At 56.8% G+C, this 25,812-nt stretch carries 17 protein-coding genes, 2 tRNA genes and 4 rRNA genes; 10 read left to right on the top strand and 13 right to left on the bottom strand.

The window, feature by feature from the left end:
• Positions 1–2: 2 nt before the first annotated feature.
• The 11 genes from pgaA to J3P90_RS00695 form a co-directional block, all read right to left on the bottom strand.
• Entirely contained in the window at positions 3–2,486 is a 2,484-nt protein-coding gene (gene pgaA / locus J3P90_RS00745; RefSeq protein ID WP_434675667.1) for a poly-beta-1,6 N-acetyl-D-glucosamine export porin PgaA, read from the bottom strand.
• A 248-nt stretch (positions 2,487–2,734) separates the two neighbouring features.
• Positions 2,735–4,240 carry a YdgA family protein gene (locus J3P90_RS00740; RefSeq protein ID WP_434676529.1) on the bottom strand — a complete coding sequence of 502 codons (1,506 nt, stop codon included), beginning with the start codon at positions 4,238–4,240 and terminating at the stop codon, positions 2,735–2,737.
• Positions 4,241–4,398: 158 nt separating this feature from the next.
• Entirely contained in the window at positions 4,399–5,034 is a 636-nt protein-coding gene (locus tag J3P90_RS00735) for an NADH:ubiquinone oxidoreductase subunit N (RefSeq protein WP_420767737.1), read from the bottom strand.
• A gap of 181 nt (positions 5,035–5,215) precedes the next feature.
• A 5S ribosomal RNA gene (rrf, locus tag J3P90_RS00730) occupies positions 5,216–5,331 on the bottom strand.
• Positions 5,332–5,438: 107 nt separating this feature from the next.
• Positions 5,439–5,554, bottom strand: a 5S ribosomal RNA gene (rrf, locus tag J3P90_RS00725).
• Between the two features lie 154 nt (positions 5,555–5,708).
• Positions 5,709–8,600: ribosomal RNA gene (locus J3P90_RS00720) — 23S ribosomal RNA — on the bottom strand.
• A gap of 250 nt (positions 8,601–8,850) precedes the next feature.
• Positions 8,851–8,926: transfer RNA gene (locus J3P90_RS00715), tRNA-Ala, on the bottom strand.
• 27 nt (positions 8,927–8,953) lie between these two features.
• Positions 8,954–9,030: transfer RNA gene (locus tag J3P90_RS00710), tRNA-Ile, on the bottom strand.
• A gap of 65 nt (positions 9,031–9,095) precedes the next feature.
• Positions 9,096–10,634 (bottom strand): 16S ribosomal RNA (locus J3P90_RS00705).
• Together the 16S, 23S and 5S rRNA genes with 2 tRNA genes alongside form the textbook arrangement of a ribosomal RNA operon.
• A 615-nt stretch (positions 10,635–11,249) precedes the next feature.
• Positions 11,250–12,470 (bottom strand): CaiB/BaiF CoA transferase family protein, encoded by a 1,221-nt coding sequence (locus J3P90_RS00700; protein WP_434649391.1) that lies wholly within the window; start codon positions 12,468–12,470, stop codon positions 11,250–11,252.
• A 13-nt stretch (positions 12,471–12,483) separates the two neighbouring features.
• Positions 12,484–13,665 carry an acyl-CoA dehydrogenase gene (locus J3P90_RS00695; protein ID WP_039593369.1) on the bottom strand — a complete coding sequence of 394 codons (1,182 nt, stop codon included), beginning with the start codon at positions 13,663–13,665 and terminating at the stop codon, positions 12,484–12,486.
• Between the two features lie 155 nt (positions 13,666–13,820).
• On the opposite strand from J3P90_RS00695, the gene J3P90_RS00690 reads away from it, so the two are divergent.
• From J3P90_RS00690 to J3P90_RS00645, 10 genes are all read left to right on the top strand, one after another.
• Positions 13,821–14,717, top strand: coding sequence for a LysR family transcriptional regulator (locus tag J3P90_RS00690; RefSeq protein WP_434561358.1), 897 nt, complete (start codon positions 13,821–13,823; stop codon positions 14,715–14,717).
• Positions 14,718–15,152: 435 nt separating this feature from the next.
• Positions 15,153–16,274, top strand: a complete 1,122-nt coding sequence (locus J3P90_RS00685; RefSeq protein ID WP_434561360.1) for a Re/Si-specific NAD(P)(+) transhydrogenase subunit alpha — start codon at positions 15,153–15,155, stop codon at positions 16,272–16,274.
• 15 nt (positions 16,275–16,289) lie between these two features.
• Positions 16,290–16,613, top strand: coding sequence for an NAD(P) transhydrogenase subunit alpha (locus J3P90_RS00680; RefSeq protein WP_003187010.1), 324 nt, complete (start codon positions 16,290–16,292; stop codon positions 16,611–16,613).
• A complete protein-coding gene (locus tag J3P90_RS00675) occupies positions 16,613–18,049 on the top strand; it encodes an NAD(P)(+) transhydrogenase (Re/Si-specific) subunit beta (RefSeq protein WP_434561362.1) in 1,437 nt (478 codons plus the stop codon). The genes J3P90_RS00680 and J3P90_RS00675 overlap by 1 nt, the downstream gene beginning before the upstream one ends.
• 196 nt (positions 18,050–18,245) lie before the next feature.
• On the top strand, positions 18,246–19,739 hold the full coding sequence (locus tag J3P90_RS00670; protein WP_434675666.1) for an acetyl-CoA hydrolase/transferase family protein: 1,494 nt from the start codon (positions 18,246–18,248) through the stop codon (positions 19,737–19,739).
• A gap of 318 nt (positions 19,740–20,057) precedes the next feature.
• Positions 20,058–20,273, top strand: a complete 216-nt coding sequence (locus J3P90_RS00665) for a DUF1127 domain-containing protein (protein ID WP_181288343.1) — start codon at positions 20,058–20,060, stop codon at positions 20,271–20,273.
• Between the two features lie 335 nt (positions 20,274–20,608).
• Positions 20,609–20,926 carry a DUF2388 domain-containing protein gene (locus J3P90_RS00660; RefSeq protein WP_434675665.1) on the top strand — a complete coding sequence of 106 codons (318 nt, stop codon included), beginning with the start codon at positions 20,609–20,611 and terminating at the stop codon, positions 20,924–20,926.
• 106 nt (positions 20,927–21,032) lie between these two features.
• Positions 21,033–21,341, top strand: coding sequence for a DUF2388 domain-containing protein (locus J3P90_RS00655; protein WP_420765936.1), 309 nt, complete (start codon positions 21,033–21,035; stop codon positions 21,339–21,341).
• Positions 21,342–21,368: 27 nt separating this feature from the next.
• A complete protein-coding gene (locus tag J3P90_RS00650; RefSeq protein ID WP_420765937.1) occupies positions 21,369–21,689 on the top strand; it encodes a DUF2388 domain-containing protein in 321 nt (106 codons plus the stop codon).
• Positions 21,686–23,647, top strand: a complete 1,962-nt coding sequence (locus tag J3P90_RS00645; RefSeq protein WP_434675664.1) for a DUF4105 domain-containing protein — start codon at positions 21,686–21,688, stop codon at positions 23,645–23,647. Before J3P90_RS00650 ends, J3P90_RS00645 begins: the two co-directional genes overlap by 4 nt.
• A gap of 77 nt (positions 23,648–23,724) precedes the next feature.
• Here the strand turns inward: J3P90_RS00645 and trpA are convergent, their stop codons facing one another.
• A complete protein-coding gene (trpA, locus tag J3P90_RS00640; RefSeq protein ID WP_434561364.1) occupies positions 23,725–24,537 on the bottom strand; it encodes a tryptophan synthase subunit alpha in 813 nt (270 codons plus the stop codon).
• Positions 24,537–25,769 carry a tryptophan synthase subunit beta gene (gene trpB, locus J3P90_RS00635; RefSeq protein WP_434561366.1) on the bottom strand — a complete coding sequence of 411 codons (1,233 nt, stop codon included), beginning with the start codon at positions 25,767–25,769 and terminating at the stop codon, positions 24,537–24,539. The genes trpA and trpB overlap by 1 nt, the downstream gene beginning before the upstream one ends.
• Between the last annotated feature and the right edge of the window lie 43 nt (positions 25,770–25,812).

The raw sequence follows: 25,812 nt of genomic DNA, 5'->3' as shown, positions 1-25,812 counted from the left end.
TTCTAGAAGCGGTAGGTGAGATCGACAAGCAGGCGCAGATCGCTTTCACGATCGCCGTCGTAAGGGCGGTTGAGCCAGCTCAGCGCGGCCCCGGCTTCGAGCACATCGTTCCAGAGCAAGCGTTGGCCGTAGCCGAGCAACCCCATGGCACCGGTGTTGTAGTCGCGCTGGCTGTAGGTGCCAGCGCCGACTTGGAATTGCTGGCTCCAAGTGGTTTCGTAACGGCGGTACAGCACGTGATTGGCGCTCACGGTCGGCATGACGCTGAAGTCCGACTTCGGATTGAAGTACGGCACTTCTTCGGAACCGCTGTTGCGGCTGGCACCCACTTCCAGTCCCAGCTCCACCTGCAGGCGTGGGGCGCTGTAGATGCCCTCGCGGCCGGTCAGCAGGGTCTCCAGGCGATTGTTGCCGTCACTGAAATGGGACGGGCTCACAGCCAGCCGCCATTCGCGGCTTTCATTGGCGCGCCAGCGGACGAAACCGCTCCCGCCATTGGCGCGAATACCGCTGTTGAGAGCTCGCAACGGTGTCTCGGCCGAGAGGTAATCCAGGCTGCCGCCGTACTGCCAGTGATCATTGATGTCCCGGGCCACGGCCACGCGCGCGCCTTGTTTGTCACCGGAGCCGTACGAGTGGTTGGAGACTTCCGCTTCCAGAGTCATGTCGCGGGTACGCCGCTCCACGCCCAAGCGCTGCCAACGATGATGGCCGGTGCCTTCCTCAAAGTCGCCAGTGGCGTAGCCGGCACCGCCGAATAGCCGCCAGTCTTCGTCAATGGGCGGGCTGTAGAGCAACGTTTCGATACCAAAGTCCCGGCTACCCGTCACCGCGCCGGCATCGCCGTTGCCACCGCCGTAGCTTTTGCCGGTGTAGGCTTCGATGCGCAATTCAGCCATGTCATGAACGTCACGCTGACGTTGCAGGCGTTTGACGTGGGCATTCTCCGGATAACGGGCGACCACGTCGTCGGTAAGCGCGTCCATCTGCCGCCATTCCTGCAGGTCCATCGCCGCGCGAGCCTGGGCGACTTCCAGGTCGCGATTGCGCGGTGTCGTGGTCTCGATTTCCTTGAGCAGGCTTTCTGAACGCCGCGGCCAGTCACGGGCTTGATACAGGTCGGCCTGGGCCAGGCGCAGGCCGATGTGGCCAGGGGCTTGGTAGATGAGACTTTCCAGACGCGTTTCGGCGGAGGGCAGGTCAGCGCCATAAGTGCCTGCTTGAGCGGCAAGCATCTGCGCATCCATCCACTCGTCGTTGGGGTTACCGATTGGCAATCCCTTGAGCTCCACCCGAGACGGCTGTGATTTAGCCAGATCTTCGGCCAGCGCGCGGGCCTCTTCGGACTTTTCGCTTTCCAGCAAGGCGTAGTAGAGCGCGGTGCTGTCTTCGAAACGGTCCGCAGGGTCGGCATCCGGCGCGGTCAGTACACGGCGGTACAGCTCGACGGCTATTTCCGGCTCACGTTGCTCAAGATAAGAAGAGGCCACCCAGCGCAAGGCATAAGTCGGAATGCTGATACCTTCAGCGACCAGCTTCTGGTATTCGGCGATCACCTCTGCCCGGCGAGCGCGGGCGTTGAGGGCTCCCATGCGGTCGATTCGCCACCGCAGCACGTCCTCATGGGCCTCGGCCACTGGCGTCCAGGTGGCGAGCAGTTTGTCGTAATCGGCCAACGCGCGGTCAGCGATGACAAAGCGCTCCTTTTCGCTGCGGCTGGCCATATCCGCCAGACGCACCCGTTCAGCCGCCACATCGCCTTCAAGCCGGCGCTGCACGCCGCGGTCGATCAGCCCAGGCTGAAGACGGGCCAGGCGCAACGCCGGTTCAGGCAACCTGGCACGCTGCAGCGCATGAATGTATTCGCGCGCGACTTCAGGCTTGTTGCTACCGGCACGGATGAAGGCTTGATCGTATTGGAACAGGGCTTCGTGGGGATTGTCAGCGCGCGTCAGTGCATAGCCCAACGCCAACCGGCGCATCGGATCTTCGGGCTTGGCGGCAACCAGGACCTTGGCACGGCTGACGGCTTCGTCGGGTTTGCCGGCGTCGGCCTGGGTCAGGGCCAGGCCCAGTTGCAGGTCCGCATTTCGTGGTTCGATGGCCAGGGCTCGACGATACAACTCAATCGCCGGATCCCAACGCTGGAGGTTGCGATAGGAGCGGGCCGCTGCGGTCAGCGCCTGGACCGGTAAGTCGCGGTTACGGCCTTGGGTTTCGTAGACCTTCACCACCTCGGCATCGAGACCAGCCCAGCTGGCGATCTGCAAGTGATCGCTGATTTGCGCGGTACTGGCCTGCCCCGCCGGAACTTGGCGCAACACGGCCAGTGCGGGCGTGTAATCGCCCGAACGGGCATCAAGCACCATTTGGTCATAGGCGGCATCGGCAAACGCCGCCAGCGGCAAGCACAACTGGCTGCACAGCGCGACGCGAAACAACGGGCGCAAACCGAATCGAATAAAGGGACCCACAGTACGCGGCATTCGTCAGCATCCTTACATGGCCAGCCGGGTCGCAGTGCCCCCTTGCCCATCAAACAGGAGGCCGGGTCAAAGGAACCCAGCCAAGCTCTAACGGGCTAAGTCTGGCATCGCGCGAAGGGTGATTTTTCGGAACGCCATAATTCTTCAGAATCCATGCAGATTTCAGCGCCGAAGTTTTCAAAGAGAAAAAAAAACCGGCTCGTGCGCAGGGCACGGGCCGGTTTTTTGGAGGGGAGCTTTTAGGGGTATTACTGAACGGCGACGCCGCCGCCCAACTTACTCATCACAAATGCCGAGAATTGTTCAACGGTCATTTTCTGTCCGTTGAAATCCACTTGATTGTTGGCGTAGTGCAAGTTGGTGACCACGTCGTTGCCTTCCAGCTTCGCCAGCTCCGTACCCACAGCCATGGCGCTGAACATATCGCTGGTGGCAGTGGCCTGGTCGGCGATCAGTTTGGCGTCTGTCTGGCCTTCCATCTGCGCCTGCACGGTCAGCAGGTCCACAAGCATCGGCTTGGACACCTTCACTTTGAAATCCAGCAGGGCGAGCAATTGACGGCCTAGTTCATCCGGCGGCAGATCCATCGATTGTGGCTTGGCCAGGTCTACGACAAGGCTCGCGCGGCTTTCACCGTTAGCCGTATTAAACGAGAGGTTCTCCAGGGCCACTTGTGGGGCGCCCGCCAGGAGTTTCTCCAGATCGGCCTTGACCTGCGCCTCTTCGGCCTCGGTCAAATTCAGCTCTGGCGCTGGCTCGCCCGCTTCAGCGGCCTCGGCAGCAGCTTTTTCGTATGGCTGCAGTTTGGCTTGGTAGACCTGCATCAGCGACATGGTTGCGGGAATATCCAGGTTCTTCAGGCTTACCGCCATCTGCGCCGAACCAATGACCTTATCGTTGAAAGACAACTCACCGATCTTGTAGTCGGCACGCCCCGAAGCGCTGGTACCCTTTTCGGAGCTGTTGTTCTTCATTTCGAAATTCTTCAGGCCCAGCACTGATTTCTGTTCGCCGAAACTGGTCTTGCTGTTACTCAGCAGCAGGGTGTTATCACCCATGTAGTAGCCGTAGGTGCTCTTGGTCAGGTTGCTGGCCAATGTCAGACCGCTGAGCTCGATTTGCACCGGTGTTTGATCTTCGGCGACGGTGGTCAGTTTGAAACTGTCCATATAACCGTCGGCCTTGATCTTCTCTGCTTGGGCGCTGGCTGCCACGTCGATTTTCAGGCCGGAAAAGATGAGCTGGGATTGTTCGTCCAGCTTGGTATCCAGCGGGAGCAGTTCGACTGTACCGTTTGTGGACTGATCGTAGCCGAGGTTGAAAACGCCTTTGAGCGGCGATTTATCCTTGGCGGCAACAAACCATTTTTCGGTCAGCGGAGTCCGCTCAAGTTCGGTGTGGCTGGTAGCCATGACCGGCAACCATTTGAGCGTCATCAGCCGGGAAACCGGTAGCGGGCCGTGTTCGATGTTATCAACGAACAGCAATTCAACGGATTCGCCACCAAACATTTCGCCTTCACCTTTGAGGCGGTAATGCGCAGTGCTGCTGAATGTTCCACGATCCAAGGAAACCAGCTCGATCGAAGCGGTACCGTTGGACCCGGCCAAAGCCGTTTGCAATTGCTTGTTGCTGTCGGCAATGGCTGTATTCAAGACTCCTTCAAGCTTCGTCCCGGTATACCAGGCGCCGCCCGCACTGATAGCGCCGATAACCACAACGATTCCGAGAAGTACGCTTGCTGATTTATTCATGAGAGACCCGATCGTATTCCATGGTTGAAAAAGTCGCCGTCTTCCTTGACCCGCAAAGGGCTGTGGCTCGACGCGGCAAAAGTGGTGGAGGAGATTAGCACCAGGCACGCCAGCAAGCCCAATGTTAAAGGGGAAAAAGCGTGTTCTTGAGAAATGGTCTACGAATATTGGACTTCGATCTCGTCCAGTTGGTGATCAAATGTCTTGAGCCGTGCCGTCCAGGTGTATACCAGTACCTCGAAATCACGATTGATCACCGCCGTACTCGACGAGTCGGCACGCCCATCACAGAAATCCAACTGGTAACGTTCCCTAGCCATGGCATTGGCGACATCGCACAGTTCACGAGCGTTGTTGAGCCAGTGCCAATCATCTTGCGCGACCTGCTCGTCCAAGGCCGCGCATTGGATTTTCAAGGCTTCGAGACTTTTTTCCAATGGTGTACCCGTGAGCTCTCCCATGACCTCTTGGAACGTGCGACCTGGCTGCCAATAGCTGCCCCAGAAATAGCGATCAAACACCGTCTCGACCCGACGCAGCGCGACCTTGGTGTCCCATATCAACACCAGGGTCTTGCCTTGCTCGAGCTGTTTTTTCTTGATGCGCTGGCCTTGCATCGAGGCCCAGGCGACCACTGCGATGGATATGACACCGATCAGCGCGGACGCGCTATCAAGGAAAATCAGCGCTTTATCGAGCTGATGAGTCAGCATGACGCCATAGAAATAGGTGGCCGAAAGCAGTACCAACGCCGCAATAGCGCACCAGAAGCCGGGAGCATAAGGGTTTTTCATTATTCGAATCCCCATGACCAGTCACATCGCGGGCTCTCGTTGCAAACGCCCAACAACCCAAGCATAGCAATGGACTGGGGGTTTGCCGGGGTGCGACAGCAATTAGGGAGACGATCCGATTACCGGCTCTGAAACGACAAAACCCCCGTCTGCGGTGCAGACAGGGGTTTTGGGAATTCAATCTTGACGATGACCTACTCTCACATGGGGAAACCCCACACTACCATCGGCGATGCATCGTTTCACTGCTGAGTTCGGGATGGGATCAGGTGGTTCCAATGCTCTATGGTCGTCAAGAAATTCTGTGACCAACCCGTTCAGGAACAACGTGTCGGTTAAAATCGAAGACTTCTACTAAAACAAAACCCCTACCTGCATCAGCAGATAGGGGTTTCGGAATTTAATCTTGACGATGACCTACTCTCACATGGGGAAACCCCACACTACCATCGGCGATGCATCGTTTCACTTCTGAGTTCGGGATGGGATCAGGTGGTTCCAATGCTCTATGGTCGTCAAGAAATTCGGTAGCCAGCGCGTGCCTTGCGGTCACGTTCCAGCGAATGGGTATGTGATAGCGTGTTGCTTGTGAGTATCTCGAACTTTCGGTTCGTTTCGTCTTCACAACACCGCAATCTGGCCTCTTTCGAGTCTACAAATTGCTTGGGTGTTATATGGTCAAGCCTCACGGGCAATTAGTACAGGTTAGCTCAACGCCTCACAGCGCTTACACACCCTGCCTATCAACGTCGTAGTCTTCGACGGCCCTTCAGGGAGCTCAAGGCTCCAGTGAGATCTCATCTTGAGGCAAGTTTCCCGCTTAGATGCTTTCAGCGGTTATCTTTTCCGAACATAGCTACCCGGCAATGCCACTGGCGTGACAACCGGAACACCAGAGGTTCGTCCACTCCGGTCCTCTCGTACTAGGAGCAGCCCCTCTCAAATCTCAAACGTCCACGGCAGATAGGGACCGAACTGTCTCACGACGTTCTAAACCCAGCTCGCGTACCACTTTAAATGGCGAACAGCCATACCCTTGGGACCGGCTTCAGCCCCAGGATGTGATGAGCCGACATCGAGGTGCCAAACACCGCCGTCGATATGAACTCTTGGGCGGTATCAGCCTGTTATCCCCGGAGTACCTTTTATCCGTTGAGCGATGGCCCTTCCATACAGAACCACCGGATCACTAAGACCTACTTTCGTACCTGCTCGACGTGTCTGTCTCGCAGTCAAGCGCGCTTTTGCCTTTATACTCTACGACCGATTTCCGACCGGTCTGAGCGCACCTTCGTACTCCTCCGTTACTCTTTAGGAGGAGACCGCCCCAGTCAAACTACCCACCATACACTGTCCTCGATCCGGATAACGGACCTGAGTTAGAACCTCAAAGTTGCCAGGGTGGTATTTCAAGGATGGCTCCACGCAGACTGGCGTCCACGCTTCAAAGCCTCCCACCTATCCTACACAAGCAAATTCAAAGTCCAGTGCAAAGCTATAGTAAAGGTTCACGGGGTCTTTCCGTCTAGCCGCGGATACACTGCATCTTCACAGCGATTTCAATTTCACTGAGTCTCGGGTGGAGACAGCGCCGCCATCGTTACGCCATTCGTGCAGGTCGGAACTTACCCGACAAGGAATTTCGCTACCTTAGGACCGTTATAGTTACGGCCGCCGTTTACCGGGGCTTCGATCAAGAGCTTCGCGTTAGCTAACCCCATCAATTAACCTTCCGGCACCGGGCAGGCGTCACACCCTATACGTCCACTTTCGTGTTTGCAGAGTGCTGTGTTTTTAATAAACAGTCGCAGCGGCCTGGTATCTTCGACCGGCGTGGGCTTACGCAGCAAGTGCTTCACCCTCACCGGCGCACCTTCTCCCGAAGTTACGGTGCCATTTTGCCTAGTTCCTTCACCCGAGTTCTCTCAAGCGCCTTGGTATTCTCTACCCAACCACCTGTGTCGGTTTGGGGTACGGTTCCTGGTTACCTGAAGCTTAGAAGCTTTTCTTGGAAGCATGGCATCAACCACTTCGTCACCCAAAGGGTAACTCGTCATCAGCTCTCGGCCTTGAGATCCCGGATTTACCTAAGATCTCAGCCTACCACCTTAAACTTGGACAACCAACGCCAAGCTGGCCTAGCCTTCTCCGTCCCTCCATCGCAATAACCAGAAGTACAGGAATATTAACCTGTTTTCCATCGACTACGCTTTTCAGCCTCGCCTTAGGGACCGACTAACCCTGCGTCGATTAACGTTGCGCAGGAAACCTTGGTCTTTCGGCGTGGGTGTTTTTCACACCCATTGTCGTTACTCATGTCAGCATTCGCACTTCTGATACCTCCAGCAAGCTTCTCAACTCACCTTCACAGGCTTACAGAACGCTCCTCTACCGCATCACTTACGTGATACCCGTAGCTTCGGTGTATGGTTTGAGCCCCGTTACATCTTCCGCGCAGGCCGACTCGACTAGTGAGCTATTACGCTTTCTTTAAAGGGTGGCTGCTTCTAAGCCAACCTCCTAGCTGTCTAAGCCTTCCCACATCGTTTCCCACTTAACCATAACTTTGGGACCTTAGCTGACGGTCTGGGTTGTTTCCCTTTTCACGACGGACGTTAGCACCCGCCGTGTGTCTCCCATGCTCGGCACTTGTAGGTATTCGGAGTTTGCATCGGTTTGGTAAGTCGGGATGACCCCCTAGCCGAAACAGTGCTCTACCCCCTACAGTGATACATGAGGCGCTACCTAAATAGCTTTCGAGGAGAACCAGCTATCTCCGAGCTTGATTAGCCTTTCACTCCGATCCACAGGTCATCCGCTAACTTTTCAACGGTAGTCGGTTCGGTCCTCCAGTCAGTGTTACCTAACCTTCAACCTGCCCATGGATAGATCGCCCGGTTTCGGGTCTATTCCCAGCGACTAGACGCCCTATTAAGACTCGCTTTCGCTACGCCTCCCCTATTCGGTTAAGCTCGCCACTGAAAATAAGTCGCTGACCCATTATACAAAAGGTACGCAGTCACCCAACAAAGTGGGCTCCCACTGCTTGTACGCATACGGTTTCAGGATCTATTTCACTCCCCTCTCCGGGGTTCTTTTCGCCTTTCCCTCACGGTACTAGTTCACTATCGGTCAGTCAGTAGTATTTAGCCTTGGAGGATGGTCCCCCCATATTCAGACAAAGTTTCTCGTGCTCCGTCCTACTCGATTTCACTTCTAAGATCCTTTCGCGTACAGGGCTATCACCCACTATGGCCGCACTTTCCAGAGCGTTCCGCTAAAATCAAAGAAGCTTAAGGGCTAGTCCCCGTTCGCTCGCCACTACTAAGGGAATCTCGGTTGATTTCTTTTCCTCAGGGTACTTAGATGTTTCAGTTCCCCTGGTTCGCTTCTTGCACCTATGTATTCAGTACAAGATAACCATCTTATGATGGCTGGGTTCCCCCATTCAGACATCTCCGGATCACAGTCTGTTTGCCGACTCCCCGAAGCTTTTCGCAGGCTACCACGTCTTTCATCGCCTCTGACTGCCAAGGCATCCACCGTATGCGCTTCTTCACTTGACCATATAACCCCAAGCAATCTGGTTATACTGTGAAGACGACATTCGCCGAAAATTCGATCTGGCTCTAAGAGCCACTCACAAATTTTACCTTAGCCTGATCCGTTACCAGTGAAAGTAACGTTCAGTCTATCTTTCTATCACATACCCAAATTTTTAAAGAACGATCTAATCAAAAGACTAGAAATCAACATTCATCATCCCGCGGATGGAATGCTCATTTCTAAGCTTTAAACGTTGGAACCAATCTGTAATGGTGGAGCCAAGCGGGATCGAACCGCTGACCTCCTGCGTGCAAGGCAGGCGCTCTCCCAGCTGAGCTATGGCCCCGTATCGCTACAGGGTACACCATGAAATTGGTGGGTCTGGGCAGATTCGAACTGCCGACCTCACCCTTATCAGGGGTGCGCTCTAACCAACTGAGCTACAGACCCAATCGTCTTCTTCAATGAATCAAGCAATTCGTGTGGGAGCTCATGGAGCCGCTGCTGTCGTCGATTAAGGAGGTGATCCAGCCGCAGGTTCCCCTACGGCTACCTTGTTACGACTTCACCCCAGTCATGAATCACACCGTGGTAACCGTCCCCCCGAAGGTTAGACTAGCTACTTCTGGTGCAACCCACTCCCATGGTGTGACGGGCGGTGTGTACAAGGCCCGGGAACGTATTCACCGCGACATTCTGATTCGCGATTACTAGCGATTCCGACTTCACGCAGTCGAGTTGCAGACTGCGATCCGGACTACGATCGGTTTTGTGGGATTAGCTCCACCTCGCGGCTTGGCAACCCTCTGTACCGACCATTGTAGCACGTGTGTAGCCCAGGCCGTAAGGGCCATGATGACTTGACGTCATCCCCACCTTCCTCCGGTTTGTCACCGGCAGTCTCCTTAGAGTGCCCACCATAACGTGCTGGTAACTAAGGACAAGGGTTGCGCTCGTTACGGGACTTAACCCAACATCTCACGACACGAGCTGACGACAGCCATGCAGCACCTGTCTCAATGCTCCCGAAGGCACCAATCCATCTCTGGAAAGTTCATTGGATGTCAAGGCCTGGTAAGGTTCTTCGCGTTGCTTCGAATTAAACCACATGCTCCACCGCTTGTGCGGGCCCCCGTCAATTCATTTGAGTTTTAACCTTGCGGCCGTACTCCCCAGGCGGTCAACTTAATGCGTTAGCTGCGCCACTAAGAGCTCAAGGCTCCCAACGGCTAGTTGACATCGTTTACGGCGTGGACTACCAGGGTATCTAATCCTGTTTGCTCCCCACGCTTTCGCACCTCAGTGTCAGTATCAGTCCAGGTGGTCGCCTTCGCCACTGGTGTTCCTTCCTATATCTACGCATTTCACCGCTACACAGGAAATTCCACCACCCTCTACCATACTCTAGCTCGACAGTTTTGAATGCAGTTCCCAGGTTGAGCCCGGGGATTTCACATCCAACTTAACGAACCACCTACGCGCGCTTTACGCCCAGTAATTCCGATTAACGCTTGCACCCTCTGTATTACCGCGGCTGCTGGCACAGAGTTAGCCGGTGCTTATTCTGTCGGTAACGTCAAAACACTAACGTATTAGGTTAATGCCCTTCCTCCCAACTTAAAGTGCTTTACAATCCGAAGACCTTCTTCACACACGCGGCATGGCTGGATCAGGCTTTCGCCCATTGTCCAATATTCCCCACTGCTGCCTCCCGTAGGAGTCTGGACCGTGTCTCAGTTCCAGTGTGACTGATCATCCTCTCAGACCAGTTACGGATCGTCGCCTTGGTGAGCCATTACCTCACCAACTAGCTAATCCGACCTAGGCTCATCTGATAGCGCAAGGCCCGAAGGTCCCCTGCTTTCTCCCGTAGGACGTATGCGGTATTAGCGTCCGTTTCCGAGCGTTATCCCCCACTACCAGGCAGATTCCTAGGCATTACTCACCCGTCCGCCGCTCGCCACCAGGTACAAGTACCCGTGCTGCCGCTCGACTTGCATGTGTTAGGCCTGCCGCCAGCGTTCAATCTGAGCCATGATCAAACTCTTCAGTTCAAACATCTTTGGGTTTTGAGAAAACCCTAAACTTGGCTCAGCAATCGTTGGTTACATCTTTGATTTCTCGCGGAGTAACTTGTGATGCTGATAATCTGTTGACTAGCAGTCTGACTCCACAAGCACCCACACGAATTGCTTGATTCAGTTGTTAAAGAGCGGTGGGTTGAGCCTTTCGTCTCAACCGAGGCGCGCATTCTACATCGCCCCGTGTATCTGTCAAGCGGTTATTTTAAGAAGCTTTCAAAGTTTCGCTTGGAAATCCTTAACAACTTCAACCACTTGCGCTTTCGATCTCTCGTTAGCGGGAGGCGAATTCTACAGCGTTACTCGCTGCTGTCAACACCTCTTTTTTACCGCTTTCGACCGAGAAGATCGAACCGTCGATAGCGCCCAACAAACCGGCCTACCCACTCCTTCCACGCTTCGATGAACTGAAGCGAAGCACTTACCGAAACTTGGCTAACTCATTGAAACTCAAGGAGTTTTCCGTTTCGACTGCGCCGGAAGTGGGGCGAATTATAGACATCCAGAATTTGCCGTCAACCCTTTATTTTGTTTTCTATCAATCAGATACCCAAATGACCGCAAGCGCCCTTCTATATAGAAGGGAGGCTACAGGACGCCGGAGTCCCGCAAGGTCGCTATCGCTGCAATATCCAGCCCCAGTACCCGCTGCAACACCTCCATCGTATGTTCGCCTAATAAGGGAGGCGCGTTTCTATATTCAATCGGCGTATCGGACAAGCGAATAGGACTGGCTACTTGCGGCACTGTACCGGCCAACAGGTGGGGCAACTCGATCGCCAACCCGCGAGCCTGCACCTGAGGATCGGCAAACACTTGGGCCAAATCATTGATAGGGCCACACGGCACTCCGGCTTGCTCCAACTGAACCACCCACTCGGAAGTCGTCTTGAATACCGTCGCCTGGCGAATCAACGGGATCAGTGCCGCCCGGTTCGCCACTCGCATCTTGTTCGTCGCGAACCGGGGATCATCGGCCCACTGCGGTTGGCCGGCGACCTCGGCGAATTTTCGAAATTGACCGTCGTTACCCACCGTAAGGATGAAGTCACCATCAGCTGTGGGAAAATCCTGGTAAGGCACGATATTGGGATGCGCATTTCCCAACCGCTTCGGCGCACTGCCTGTGGTCAGGTAATTCATTGCCTGGTTGGCCAGGCATGCCACCTGAACATCCAGCAAAGCCATATCGATATGCTGCCCACCTCCGGCATGGTCGCGATGAGCCAACGCCGCCAGGATGGCAGCGGTCGAATACAAGCCGGTCAGAATATCCGTCAATGCAACACCGACTTTCACCGGCCCAGCTCCCTCTTCCCCTTCCGGTCGACCGGTAAGGCTCATCAAGCCTCCCAGCCCTTGGATCATGAAGTCATACCCGGCGCGCTTGGCATATGGCCCCGTCTGGCCAAAACCGGTGATCGAACAATAGATCAACTGCGGATTGATAGCCTTTATGGAGTCGTAATCCAGGCCATAGGCAGCGAGTCCACCCACCTTGAAGTTTTCGATCAGAATGTCGGACTTCGCCGCTAGCTCCCGGATCAGCTTCTGGCCCTCGGGGCGAGTAAAATCGATCGTGACCGATTGCTTGTTGCGATTGGCCGCTAGGTAATAGGCCGCCTCGGTCGTGTTCTCGCCGTAAGCGTCCTTAAGGAAGGGCGGGCCCCACGCACGCGTATCATCACCATTGCCAGGGCGCTCGACCTTGATGACATCCGCGCCCAGGTCCGCCAGGATCTGCCCAGCCCAAGGCCCGGCCAGGACCCTTGATAAATCCAATACCCTCAGATGCGAAAGCGCGCCCATCGCCGGTCTCCTATTAATAGAACGCCTGAATACCGGTTTGCGCGCGCCCCAGGATCAACGCATGGACATCATGGGTGCCTTCGTAGGTATTCACCACTTCCAGGTTCACTAGGTGACGAGCAATGCCGAATTCGTCGGATATACCGTTGCCGCCCAACATGTCACGGGCCATGCGCGCGATATCCAGAGATTTACCGCAAGAATTACGCTTCATGATCGAGGTAATCTCCACCGCAGCCGAGCCCTCGTCTTTCATGCGCCCCAGACGCAAGCACCCTTGCAGCGCGAGGGTGATTTCCGTCTGCATGTCGGCCAGCTTCTTCTGGATCAACTGATTTGCCGCCAACGGGCGTCCGAACTGTTGCCGATCAAGCGTGTACTGGCGGGCGGTGTGCCAGCAAAACTCAGCGGCCCCCAACGCCCCCCAGGAGATGCCATAGCGTGCCGAGTTCAGGCAAGTAAACGGCCCCTTCAGGCCTCGGACGTCTGGAAAGATGTTCTCCTCCGGAACGAATACATTGTCCATGACGATTTCGCCAGTAATCGACGCGCGCAGCCCGACCTTGCCGTGAATAGCCGGCGCACTCAGGCCTTTCCAGCCTTTTTCCAGGACGAAGCCGCGGATATCGCCAGCGTCGTCTTTGCCCCAGACGACAAACACGTCAGCGATCGGGCTGTTGGTGATCCACATCTTGCTACCCGTCAAGCTGTAGCCGCCTTCCACTTTCCGCGCGCGAGTAATCATCGCGCCCGGGTCGGAACCGTGGTTTGGCTCAGTCAGGCCGAAACAGCCGATCCATTCGCCCGAAGCCAGCTTCGGTAAATATTTCTGTTTTTGCGCCTCGGTCCCGAATTCATTGATGGGCACCATGACCAGCGAGGATTGCACGCTCATCATCGAGCGATAGCCGGAATCGACGCGCTCCACTTCCCTGGCAATAAGGCCATAGCTGACATAGTTCAATCCGCTGCCACCGTATTGCTCGGGAATGGTCGCCCCCAGCAGGCCCACTTCGCCCATTTCACGAAAAATCGCCGGGTCGGTCTTTTCATGACGGAACGCTTCCAGCACTCGAGGCGCGAGCTTCTGCTGGGCAAATTGTTCGGCGGTGTCACGAATCATTCGCTCTTCTTCTGTGAGCTGCTGATCCAACAACAGTGGGTCGATCCAGTTGAAGCTCGCTTTACCGGCCATGAGAAACCTCGCCAATGAGATGAAAATTTGTGGATTGATCCTAGGCGCGGTTTCCTACGAGAGCAAACGAGGATTCCGCATGTTGTTGTGCTAATTTCTCACTCCGTAAAAGGCGAAAAGGCCGTTTACGCCCTTCACGAGTGAGGTCTCCGTACATGCGCCGCAAGATTCCCAGCACCGCCGCCCTGGTCAGCTTCGAGGCCGCGGCCCGCCATGAAAGCTTTACCAAGGCCGCGCAAGAGCTTTCGCTCACACAGGGCGCGATATGCCGACAGGTTGCCAGCCTGGAAGAGTTTCTGAGCGTGGAACTCTTTCGACGTTCAAGGCGCGGCGTAAAGCTGACCGAAGCAGGGCTTTCCTACAGTCGTCGAATTGCCATGCAGCTGGACGCGGTCGAGCGTGACACTCTGTCAGTCATGGGCCATACCGGCGCGAACGTCATCGAGCTGGCGGTAGTGCCAACATTCGGTACGCAATGGTTGTTGCCACGGCTGAAGGATTTTCAAAAGCAGCACCCCGAAGTTACGGTCAACCTGACCAACCGAACACGCCCTTTCCTCTTTGCCGACACCGATTTTGATGCCGCCATCTATTTCGGCGATGCCGATTGGTCCGGTACCGAATCCCACAAGTTGATGGGCGAAAACCCGATGCCGGTGTGCAGCCCGGCATTACTGGGAAACCGAAAGGCGCTGACACCGGAGGCTATTGCTGAATTGCCACTGCTTCAGCAGACCACCCGCCCCTATGCATGGCGCCAATGGTTCAGCTCGCAGGAGCTGAACATTGCACGGGACCTGACAGGCCCGCGTTATGAACTATTCTCGATGTTGGCCCAAGCAGCCATGCATGACATGGGAATCGCGTTGATCCCGCCTTTTCTGATCCAGCGCGAACTGGCGGAGGGTCGTTTGGTAATCGCCAATCGCAATGCATTGTCGAGCATCAAGGCGTATTACCTGATGATTCCCGAGCGAAAGGTGAAATCTGCTTCGCTTCAGGCGTTTCGCGACTGGCTGGTAAACCAAGCCAAGGGCTATCTCCTTGAATAGCAATGCAAAATTGCGATCTTGACTACGTAGTCAGTTTATTAGGATCGCTACAGATATAAGTTTATGTCGCATAGAACCAAACTGTTATGGACGAAGTACAATCGTTCCACAACCGGCTAAATACGTGGCTTTGAGCCACATTTCCAACGCATGCCTACGTATTCACCTTGGCAATGTAAAAAGTAAGACGATTCTCCGGCTATCCCTTTAAGAACAAGGCTTCATGGGCAATTGAACTTGATGGTTGCGACACTTGGTCACAGGGTGACTTGTAGTTAATTTTTCGTCACACGTCATAATCCCTTGAAGGGCAGAATTTTCGCCTGCAAAATGCCGCGCCCCGCCTGAAGAGGCGAGGTCGTGCTGATCGGCCGCCCCAGCCGCACCATCCGAAGTGCCTGGGTTTACTCAATAAGATCACGCAGGAGATTTGACGTGCACATTGGTGTTCCCCTCGAAACCCAAACGGGTGAAACACGGGTTGCTGCTACCCCGGAAACCATCAAGAAGCTCATCGGCCAAGGCCATAAGGTTACTGTTCAAAGCGGCGCCGGTATCAAGGCCAGCGTGGTCGACAGTGCTTACGAAGCGGCGGGCGCAACTATTGGCAGCGCCAGCGATGCGTTCGGGGCCGAACTGATCCTCAAGGTGGTCGCCCCCAGCGATAGCGAACTGGGGCTGATCAAGAGCGGCAGCGTTCTGGTGGGCATGCTCAATCCGTTCAATAACGAGACCATTACCAAGCTGGCCGAGCGCGGCATTACCGCATTCGCCCTTGAGGCCGCCCCACGCACGTCCCGGGCCCAAAGCCTGGATGTGTTGTCGTCTCAAGCGAACATTGCCGGGTATAAGGCCGTGCTGCTGGCCGCCCATCATTATCCACGCTTCATGCCGATGCTGATGACAGCGGCGGGCACCGTGAAAGCGGCGCGAGTATTGATCCTTGGCGCCGGTGTGGCGGGGCTACAGGCAATTGCCACGGCCAAGCGCCTGGGTGCTGTGATCGAGGCTTCGGATGTGCGGCCCGCGGTAAAGGAACAAATCGAATCCCTCGGCGCCAAGTTCGTCGACGTGCCTTACGAAACCGACGAAGAGCGTGAATGCGCCGTCGGCGTTGGAGGTTACGCCCGGCCCATGCCTGCCAGCTGGATGCAGCGTCAGGCCCAGGCTGTGCACGAGCGCGCCAAACAAGCTGACATTGTCATTACCACGGCACTGATTCCGGGCCGCAAGGCACCGACGCTGCTAAGCGCCGAAACCGTCGCGCAAATGAAACCCGGCTCGGTGGTCATCGACCTCGCGGCAGCCCAGGGCGGCAATTGCCCGCTGACCGTGGCCGACCAGGTGGTTGTCGAGAACGGCGTCACCATCGTCGGCCCGACCAACCTGGCTGGCGAAGTCGCGGCCGATGCCTCGGCGCTGTACGCCCGTAACCTGCTGGACTTCCTGAAGCTGGTCTTCACCAAGGAAGGCCAGTTCGACGTGAACCTGGAAGACGACATCGTCGCAGCGTGCCTGATGTGCCGCGACGGCCAAGTCATCCGCAAAAACGCCTAAGCAGGGATTCAGACAATGGAAGAGCTTATCTCCCCCGGTATCTACAACCTGATCATCTTTGTGCTGGCCATTTATGTCGGTTACCACGTGGTCTGGAACGTAACGCCTGCGCTGCATACGCCGCTGATGGCGGTGACCAACGCCATTTCGGCCATCGTGATCGTCGGCGCGATGCTCGCCGCCGCCCTGACCGTAACGCCTCTGGGCAAGACCATGGGTACTCTCGCCGTAGCCCTGGCTGCGGTGAACGTGTTCGGTGGCTTCCTGGTGACGCGCCGCATGCTCGAGATGTTCAAGAAAAAAGCCCCGAAAGCCGTAAAAGAAGAGGCGCCCAAGTAATGAGCATGAACCTGGTAACGACGCTCTACCTGATCGCGTCCATCTGCTTCATCCAAGCCCTCAAAGGCCTGTCGCACCCTACCACCTCCCGTCGCGGCAACCTGTTCGGCATGCTCGGCATGGCATTGGCGGTGCTTACTACCGTCGGACTTATCTACAAACTGGGAGCCGAGCTGGCGACCGCCGGCATTGGTTATGTCATCGTTGGCTTGTTGATCGGCGGCACCGCCGGTTCGATCATGGCCAAGCGTGTCGAGATGACCAAGATGCCGGAGCTGGTGGCGTTCATGCACAGCATGATCGGCCTGGCGGCGGTGTTCATTGCCATCGCCGCTGTCGTCGAGCCGCAATCGCTGGGCATCGTCAAGCAATTGGGGGATTCGATTCCGGCGGGTAACCGTCTGGAGCTGTTCCTTGGCGCGGCAATCGGCGCAATCACGTTCTCCGGTTCGGTGATCGCCTTCGGCAAGCTGTCGGGCAAGTACAAGTTCCGCCTGTTCCAAGGCGCTCCGGTGCAGTTTGGCGGTCAGCACAAGCTCAACCTGATCCTGGGCCTCGCCACACTGGGCTTGGGCCTGGCTTTCATGTTCACCGGCAACCTCGGCGCATTCGCCTTGATGCTGGCCCTGGCGTTTGTCCTGGGCGTGCTGATCATCATCCCGATCGGCGGTGCGGACATGCCGGTGGTGGTCTCGATGCTCAACAGCTATTCCGGTTGGGCCGCAGCAGGCATCGGCTTCTCGCTGAACAACTCGATGCTGATTATTGCAGGCTCGTTGGTGGGTTCGAGCGGCGCGATCCTCTCGTACATCATGTGCAAGGCGATGAACCGCTCGTTCTTCAACGTACTGCTCGGCGGTTTCGGCAACGCCGCAGATGCTGCTGGCCCGGCAGGCTCCAAAGAAGCCCGCCCAGTGAAATCCGGCTCGGCTGACGACGCGACTTTCCTGCTGACCAACGCCGATACGGTGATCATCGTTCCAGGCTACGGCTTGGCGGTCGCCCGGGCGCAGCACGCGTTGAAAGAACTGACCGAGAAGCTGACCCACCACGGCGTGACGGTGAAATACGCAATCCACCCGGTTGCCGGTCGTATGCCCGGCCACATGAACGTCCTGCTGGCCGAGGCCGAAGTGCCTTACGACCAGGTATTCGAGATGGAAGACATCAACTCCGAGTTCGGCCAGGCCGACGTGGTGTTGGTGCTGGGCGCCAACGACGTGGTCAACCCGGCGGCGAAGAACGATCCGAAGTCGCCGATTGCCGGCATGCCGATTCTCGAGGCGTTCAAGGCCAAGACCATCATCGTCAACAAGCGCTCGATGGCCAGCGGTTATGCCGGCCTGGACAACGAGCTGTTCTATCTCGACAAGACCATGATGGTGTTCGGCGACGCCAAGAAGGTCATCGAAGACATGGTCAAAGCAGTGGAATAAGCGTCAGCTGTTTATCAAAACGCCCCGACTTGTCGGGGCGTTTTGATTTGTATCAAGGCAAAGCGTTACCGATCCGGTAATGATGTTTTGCCTGAAACGCCCGTAATAGAGGCCTTAAATGCGACTTTTGTAGCGGGTCGGGCTCGGCGCGAATTCTCTAGACTGCGCATCCAGCTTCCAGCCCGAGAAACCATTCATGTACCGTGATCGCATCCGCCTGCCTTCGTTGTTGAATAAAGTGATGAGCGCTGCCGAGGCAGCTTTGCTCATTGAAGACGGAATGACCGTCGGCATGAGCGGCTTTACCCGCGCCGGAGAAGCGAAGGCCGTGCCGCACGCACTGGCCGAACGCGCCAAGGTCACGCCGCTGAAAATCAGCCTGATGACCGGAGCAAGCCTGGGCAACGATCTGGATAAGCAGCTCACCGAAGCTGGCGTACTGGCACGACGCATGCCCTTCCAGGTGGACAGCACCCTACGCAAGGCCATCAACGCAGGCGAGGTGATGTTCATCGACCAGCATCTTTCGGAAACCGTCGAACAGATGCGTAACGCCCAGCTCACGTTGCCAGATATTGCCGTGATCGAAGCGGTGGCGATCACCGAGCAAGGTCATATCGTGCCGACCACGTCGGTAGGTAACTCCGCCAGCTTTGCGATCTTCGCCAAGCAAGTGATCGTGGAGATCAACCTGGCCCATAATCCAGATTTGGAAGGCCTGCACGACATTTACATCCCCAGCTATCGTCCAACTCGCCTGCCGATCCCCCTGGTGAAGGTTGACGACCGTATCGGCAGCACCGCCATCCCGATCCCACCGGACAAAATCGCCGCCATTGTCATCTCCCAACAATCAGATTCCCCTTCGACGGTCTTGCCGCCGGACGACGACACCCAGGCCATCGCCGACCATCTGATCAGCTTTTTCAAGCAAGAAGTCGCGGCCGGGCGCATGACCAACAAGCTTGGCCCTCTGCAGGCCGGCATCGGCAGCATTGCCAACGCAGTGATGTGCGGATTGATCGACTCTCCGTTTGAAGAACTGACCATGTATTCCGAGGTATTGCAGGACTCCACATTCGACCTCATCGACGCCGGCAAGCTGAGTTTCGCCTCTGGCAGCTCCATTACGTTGTCCGCTCGGCGCAACACGGATGTCTTTGGGAATCTGGCGAAATACAAGGACAAACTGGTGCTGCGCCCACAGGAGATCTCCAACCATCCGGAGGTAGTGCGACGCCTGGGCATCATCGGCATCAACACGGCGCTGGAATTCGACCTGTATGGCAACGTCAACTCGACTCACGTATGCGGCACGCGAATGATGAATGGCATCGGGGGTTCGGGGGATTTTGCCAGGAACGCACACTTGGCTATTTTCGTGACCAAATCCATTGCCAAGGGCGGCGCCATTTCCAGCGTCGTTCCGATGGTCAGCCATGTGGACCATACCGAGCATGATGTCGACATCCTGGTGACCGAGATTGGACTGGCTGACTTGCGGGGCTTGGCGCCACGCGAACGGGCGCGGGCGATCATCGAAAACTGCGTGCATCCATCCTATCGCCAGGCATTGAACGAGTACTTCCAGGCGGCAAGCGCCGTGGGCGGACATACGCCGCATATTTTGCGGGACGCACTCAGCTGGCACATGAACCTGGAAGCAACCGGACGCATGCTTGCGGTTTGATACAGCTGGATCACCGTTAGGACTAAAACAGTTTTATAAATCCAAAAGGCTCGGCAGATTCTTTGCAAAAACTGTACTTCTGTACCGGTTATTTCTTACAGTCATATCCCACAAAACACAGCCAGACACTGAATAACGCACCAATTTAGTGCCGATAGATACAGTTGCCTCAAGATTGACCAGTACACCGCTTTTTAACAGTTAACTGGTCTCTTACAATACAGATGAACTGTATCTACAGGGACTGGCCAAACGGGAGGATCATGGGCACCAGTTAAACCACTACCTAATCCCGCCACAAGCGGAAGGATGTCAACCATGGAACGTACACTCAGTTCCGAGCTGTTTTTCGAAGACAAAGCTGAAAAAAACCAGGCTTCCATGCCTCTTCGCGTTATCGCTAACCTGATGTTGTGGCAGCGCCGCATTGCCAGCCGCCATCAATTGGCCCGTCTGGATTCGCGCCTGCTGGCAGATGCCGGTATCAGCGAAGCACAGCGCTACGAAGAGCTGAGCAAGCCGTTCTGGCGCTAATTCAGCGTCGCTGGCCCTGACCCATCGGGTCCATCGCCAGCACCGAATTGAATAAACAAGACCCGTCGTGGGAAACCGCGACGGGTCTTGTCGTTTTCGAGCCTGAACCGGTCTGAGAACGGGAAACAGAACAGTTATACAAAAACTATTCATGCACCAGTACAGTTGGTTGGATGGGGATTATCTTGCCTTGGGACGAGCCAAGGACCATTGCAAAGCTGTAAGCAAACGCGATCTGTCCTAATATTGATGCAACCGTGGCGAAGCGAGTCGAGCATGTGTCTCCCCTTCCAGCTACAGGCACCGGTATCACCTCATATACAAGGAGCTCCATCATGTCCCGTCTTCGCCTGCTCAGCGCAATAGCGCTGTTGGCCGTAGCTGCCCAGTCCAACGCCAGCAGCTTCATCGTCACCACCGACTCCATTGTCGGCGCCCTCAAGGCCACGTCCGACGTAACCTCCGATGCAACCTCATCACTGCGTGACAATAAAATCGTTCAAGCCGCACGTGACGACGCCGCCAGCTTCGTGGCCAGCGAAGGCGCTATCCGCGGTGTGAAACTGGAGAGTGCATTGGATTACATCCGCCAGCAGGCACCGCAGCTCAACGCCACCGATGCGCAGCTTGCACAGGCCATCCTGGTAATCTGATGCAACATGAAACATTGGGCACCCAAGGGTGCTCCGATGTTTCCGCGCTGGCCCTGGCCCGCAGGTTTGCGCTAGCCTTCAAGCTCGCCAACAACCGTCGAGTCCCATGCGTTTTTACTCAAAACTTTACAGCGCCTGTTTATTCACAGTTTTTTGCTGGTCTGTCCCGGCCCATGCCTTCGATGTGTCCACCCAACAAGTGGTCGCCAGTGGCTACGCCACGAGCCTGGTGACCTCCGCACCCTTCGACAATAAACGGGTCGTCGCCGCTCGTGATGACGCCGCCGCGTTCATTGCCAGCGAAGGACAATTCCGAGGTGCGCAATTGGAGTCGGCCCTGGACTACCTGCGCCGGAACCAGCCGAAACTTCACGCCAGCGACCTTGAACTGGCACAGGCAATTCTCGTCCAATAACTATCTTTAATTCTCCGGAGTCGTTCCATGCGTAGCCCGCTGATTGCTGCCGCCCTTGGCCTGCTGGTGTTGGCCGATGTGGCCCAGGCACATACCCTGGTAGCCACCAGTAACATCATCGTTCGCGCCTCCCAGCGTTCGATTGATTTCACCTCTGACACCACCACATCCATTCGTGACTCAAAGATTGTCCGCGAAGCTCACGATGACGCTGCCAGCTTCGTCGCCAGCAACGGCGAGATTCGTGGCGCTCATCTCGAAGCGGCTTTCCAGACATTGCGTACCCGCGTACCGGAAGCCCGCGACGCCAGCGACCAGGTTCTCGCCGAAGCTATCCTCGCATTGTGAGGCGGCTGGCCGCCTGGCTGACTGCCGGGGTTGTGCTGCTTCTGAGCGGCACAGCCCAGGCCGGTCTCCAGTTACATCTCAATAGCGATGGCTTGAGCCCGGCACAACAACAGGCCAGCCAGGCACTGCTCGATGAAGCCATGCAGGCATTGCCGCCACGCTTCATCGAGCAACTGGACCGGCGCATCGATGTCGGCTGGACCGATCGGATGCCCGCAAACGCCTACGGCCAGGCTTCATTGGTGTCGCAGTTGGACTTGAACCGGAACCTGCTGGATAGCCTCACCGATGGCAGCGCCGCCAAGCAAAAGACCTTGCGCCCCCACGGCACCGTGCGGCGCGAAATGCTCGCTACCGTGCTGCACGAACTGACTCATATCTATGACCGCTCGCGCCTTTGGCCAAATGCCGAACGTGTGCTGATCCAACGCTGTACTCGGCGTAACAGCAGCGCCGGGCTGATCGGCATGACGGATGAGTGCAGAGGCCAGAACGACCGGCGCTTCACGCTCAGCGATGATCCTCGCCTGCTGGATCTCGCCGGCTGGCCGCAGTATGTGGGCCGTCGCGGCGAACGCGAGCAGCACAACCGTCAGGTTGCCCGCAGCCCGGACCTCTATGAGACGAGCAGTCCCAAGGAGTTCGTCGCGGTCAATATGGAGTATTTCCTCCTCGATCCAAGCTACGCCTGCCGACGTCCCGCGCTGTATCGCTATTACCGTGAGCACTTTGGCTGGGCGCCCGCCGCCAAGGACACCTGCTCCACGTCGTTCGCCTTTCTCAATGCCGGCAATGATTTTGCCAAGACACCACTGGGCAAGGTCGATCCGGAACGCGTCTATGCCATCGACTACCTGTTGGCTGAAGCCAACCAGAACTGGGTCAGCCGTTGGGGCCATAGCATGCTCCGCCTGGTGATATGCGCACCGGGCCGTCCACGTGGGCCAGATTGCCGATTGGATCTGGACCAACACCTGGTGCTTTCGTACCGCGCCTTCGTAGGCGACGTTCAGCTGTCGAGTTGGGACGGCCTGGTAGGCAAATACCCGTCGCGTCTGTTCGTACTGCCGTTGGCCCAGGTCATCGACGAGTACACCAAGACCGAACTGCGCAGCCTGGCGTCGGTGCCCCTCAAGCTGTCGCGCACCGAAATCGAAGAAACGGTCGAACACGCCGCCGAAATGCATTGGAGCTATGACGGCAACTATTACTTCCTCTCCAATAATTGCGCGGTAGAAAGCTTGAAGCTGCTGCGCAGCGGCAGTAATAACGAACAGCTCAAAGGCCTGGACAGCATCATGCCCAACGGTCTGCTGGAAGTGCTCAAGGGCCGTGGCTTGGCCGACACCAGTGTGCTGGATGATCCCAAGGAAGCCTTGCGCCTGGGTTACCGCTTCGACTCATTCCGCGAACGCTACCAAGCCATGTTCGACGTTCTGAAAAAACGCCTGCCGATACGGCAACAAACCGTCGAAGACTGGCTCGCGCTGGACGCTGCAGAACGCCGCGTTTGGTTTGAACAGGCCGACCTGCGCACCAGCGCGGCATTGCTATTGCTGGAACAGGCCAGTTTCCGTCGGCAATTGCTGCTCGCCCAGGATGAAGTCAAACAGCGCTACCTTGGCGCGCGTGAGCTTCAAAACGGTGGCATGGAGAGAGCCAACGCGACGTTGCAACAGATTCTCGCCAATAGCGGCTTCCTGAGCCGTCCGGCCGAACTGCTGGGCAGCAGCGGCTACGGATTGCCACAACCCAGCGAATGGCAGCGATTGGAATCGGAAAGCAGCCTGCGCCAGAAACAGCTTCAAACGCTGACCGGCGACCTGGATAAGGAAGTCAGGGCATTGCTTGAACCGAGCCGCGCTGCTGAAATCGCCGCGAGCGAGGCCAATATGAAGGAGATCGGCGAACATCTGCGCAAGCTGCACAAAGCCGCAGGTGGGTTGGAGTTGCCGTGACTGCCAAGCCTTGAAGCGATAACAAAAAGGGGTTCGGAACCCAGTTCCGAACCCCTTTTTCATTGGCGCGAGCCAAATCAGCCAAGACGCGCCTTACGTACACCATCAGCCAAGGCCGCGCACAAGCTCAACACACCATCAATCGCCTGTTCCGACGTATCGGCGCTGGCGATATGGTCGATCAGCGCGGAGCCGACCACTACGCCGTCGGCCAACCGGGCGATGGCTGCCGCCTGTTCCGGGGTGCGAATACCAAAGCCAATGCTGATCGGCAAATCGGTATGCCGACGCAGACGCGCCACCGCTTCTTCTACATGCTCCAGCGTCGCGGCACCGGCACCGGTCACACCCGCGACCGACACGTAATAAACGAACCCCGAGCTGCCGTTGAGCACGGTCGGCAAACGCACATCATCGGTGGTTGGCGTTGTCAGACGGATGAAATCCAGGCCGGCAGCCTGGGCCGGCTCGCACAGTTCGCTGTTGTGCTCGGGTGGCATGTCCACGACGATCAGGCCATCGACACCGCTATCCAGCGCTTCGCCGATGAAACGCTGCACGCCATAACGATGGATGGGGTTGAAGTACCCCATCAGCACCAGCGGCGTCTCGGTATTGTCCTTGCGGAACTCCCGAACCATCTGCAGGGTTTTCGCCAGGTTCTGCTGGGCGCCCAAGGCACGAATGTTCGCCAATTGGATTGCCGGGCCGTCGGCCATCGGATCGGTGAACGGCATGCCCAACTCAATAACATCGGCGCCGGCGGCAGGCAGGCCCTTGAGGATCGCCAGCGACGTGTCGTAGCCCGGATCGCCAGCCGTGACAAACGTCACCAGGGCGGCACGGTTCTGTTGTTTGAGTTCGGCAAAACGGGTTTGCAGGCGGCTCATCAGTGTTTCTCCTGCTGGGACTGTTCCATGTGGTGCATCACGGTTTGCATGTCTTTATCGCCACGGCCGGACAGGTTGACCACCATCAGGTGATCCTTGGGCAGGTTTGGTGCGCGCTTGAACACTTCAGCCAAGGCATGGGCACTCTCCAAGGCAGGAATAATCCCTTCCAGGCGGCAGCATTTATGGAACGCTTCCAAAGCTTCGGCATCGGTGACGGAGGTGTATTGGACGCGGCCAATGTCATGCAACCAGGCGTGTTCAGGGCCAATGCCGGGGTAGTCGAGGCCAGCAGAGATCGAATGCGCGTCGATGATCTGGCCGTCCTCATCCTGCAACAGGAAGGTACGATTACCGTGCAGCACGCCTGGAACCCCACCGTTCAGGCTCGCCGCATGCTTGCCGGTCTCGATGCCGTAGCCCGCCGCTTCGACTCCAATGATTTCAACGCTCTTGTCATCGAGGAATGGGTGGAACAGGCCCATGGCATTGGAGCCACCGCCGATGCACGCCACCAGGCTGTCCGGCAGACGACCTTCCTGGGCTTGCAGCTGGTCACGGGTTTCCTTGCCGATCACGGCTTGGAAGTCGCGGACCATCTCTGGATAGGGGTGCGGGCCGGCTACAGTGCCGATCAAGTAAAACGTGCTGTCGACGTTGGTCACCCAGTCACGCAGCGCCTCGTTCATCGCATCCTTGAGTGTGCCGGTTCCGGCGATCACGGGGATGACTTCGGCGCCAAGCAGCTTCATCCGAAACACGTTAGCCTGCTGGCGCTCGATGTCGGTGGTGCCCATATAGATTACGCAGTCCAGGCCAAAACGAGCGGCCACGGTGGCAGTGGCCACCCCATGCATGCCGGCGCCGGTCTCGGCGATAATGCGTTTCTTGCCCATGCGCCGCGCCAGCAGGATCTGGCCGATGCAGTTGTTGATCTTGTGCGCGCCCGTGTGATTCAGTTCTTCACGCTTGAGGTAGATCTTCGCGCCGCCGCAGAACTCCGTCAGGCGCTCGGCGAAATACAGCGGGCTTGGACGACCCACATAGTCCCGTTGGAAGTAGGCCAATTCCTCGATGAACGCAGGATCTTCCTTTGCCGTTTCGTATTCACGGGCCAGATCAAGGATCAGCGGCATCAGCGTTTCCGCGACATAACGGCCGCCGAACGCGCCAAACAGGCCGTTGGCATCGGGACCGCTGCGCAGGTTGAAGGGGGTCGTAGGCTGGGTCATCGGGCGCTCCAGGCGAATGCGTAGAAAAACAATGAGCCCACTC

Source organism: Pseudomonas sp. D3-10 (assembly GCF_051132175.1).
Classification (GTDB): Bacteria; Pseudomonadota; Gammaproteobacteria; order Pseudomonadales; family Pseudomonadaceae; genus Aquipseudomonas.
This window is presented reverse-complemented; position numbering and strand designations above follow the sequence as displayed.